This is a genomic window from Escherichia sp. MOD1-EC7003 (genome assembly GCF_002965065.1).
In the GTDB taxonomy this organism is placed as follows: domain Bacteria; phylum Pseudomonadota; class Gammaproteobacteria; order Enterobacterales; family Enterobacteriaceae; genus Escherichia.
Genome location: NZ_PTRE01000309.1, coordinates 1 through 820, shown reverse-complemented (window position 1 = coordinate 820; position 820 = coordinate 1). Strand labels below are relative to the sequence as shown.

The 820-nt window shown below is 46.5% G+C and carries 1 protein-coding gene; it reads right to left on the bottom strand.

Annotated features, from left to right (window positions below; genetic code table 11):
• Positions 1–194: 194 nt before the first annotated feature.
• Positions 195–665 (bottom strand): EspF repeat-containing protein, encoded by a 471-nt coding sequence (locus tag A7090_RS25535; RefSeq protein WP_105275901.1) that lies wholly within the window; start codon positions 663–665, stop codon positions 195–197.
• Positions 666–820: the final 155 nt, after the last annotated feature.

Below are 820 nucleotides of genomic sequence, written 5' to 3'. Positions count from 1 at the left end.
CCAGGACTGGCCGGCAAACCGGGTACGCGATCTGTTGCCCTGGAAAGTTGATCTGAGCTCTCAATAAATATCAATACGGTTCTGGTGAGCCAGCTTACCTTTAAGCCGGGAGTTATACTCCACTATGGGAGACTGAATATAGCATTCTGAGCCTTCCCAACATGCTCGGGGAAGGCCCATTAATGACCCCGTAATCAGGAATTACGCGAAGTCTTAATACCATGCTCTGCAAGATGGTCTATCAGACGCTGTGCTATGTCCGGCAATGGCTGAGATGCTTCATTTGATACAGGCGGCGGTGGTGCCGGTCGGCTAGGAGTCAGAGGCGAGGATGTCGTTATATTCCGGGCTGGCTGAATACCATGTGCAGCAAGATGGTCTATCAGACGCTGTGCTACATCCGGAAGTGGCTGGGCTGTAGAACCACCACCTGTTGCTGGCTGATGAAGCGATGCAGAACGGGAAGAGCCTGATACCAGGGTGGAATTTTGGGCTGTAAAAAGCCTTGTTGCGCTAAGGGAACTATTGCTCGGGGAGAAAGGCGAATTAATCTTTATAGGGGTTAGTGACACTTTTTGCGGTGATACAGAGAAACTGCTGCTTCGAACTGCAGTCGCTATACTACGAGAAAGACTCGATAACGCATAACTAATGTTGTTAATCATTTTATACCTCTATATAAAATCATTAAAGGCTATTTTTAATAGTTTTCGGATCTTTATGCACCTTCTTTAAGAAGGTGCATTTTAATAAAATCGTCAGAAAGAATATCGGAAGTTGGCGTTTATCGCATTATCCACGTTATATTTCCCGAACGCCG

Coding starts and splice junctions, on each gene's coding strand:
- A7090_RS25535 (WP_105275901.1), bottom strand. CDS start 665: ATGATTAACAACATTAGTTATGCGTTATCGAGTCTTTCTCGTAGTATA.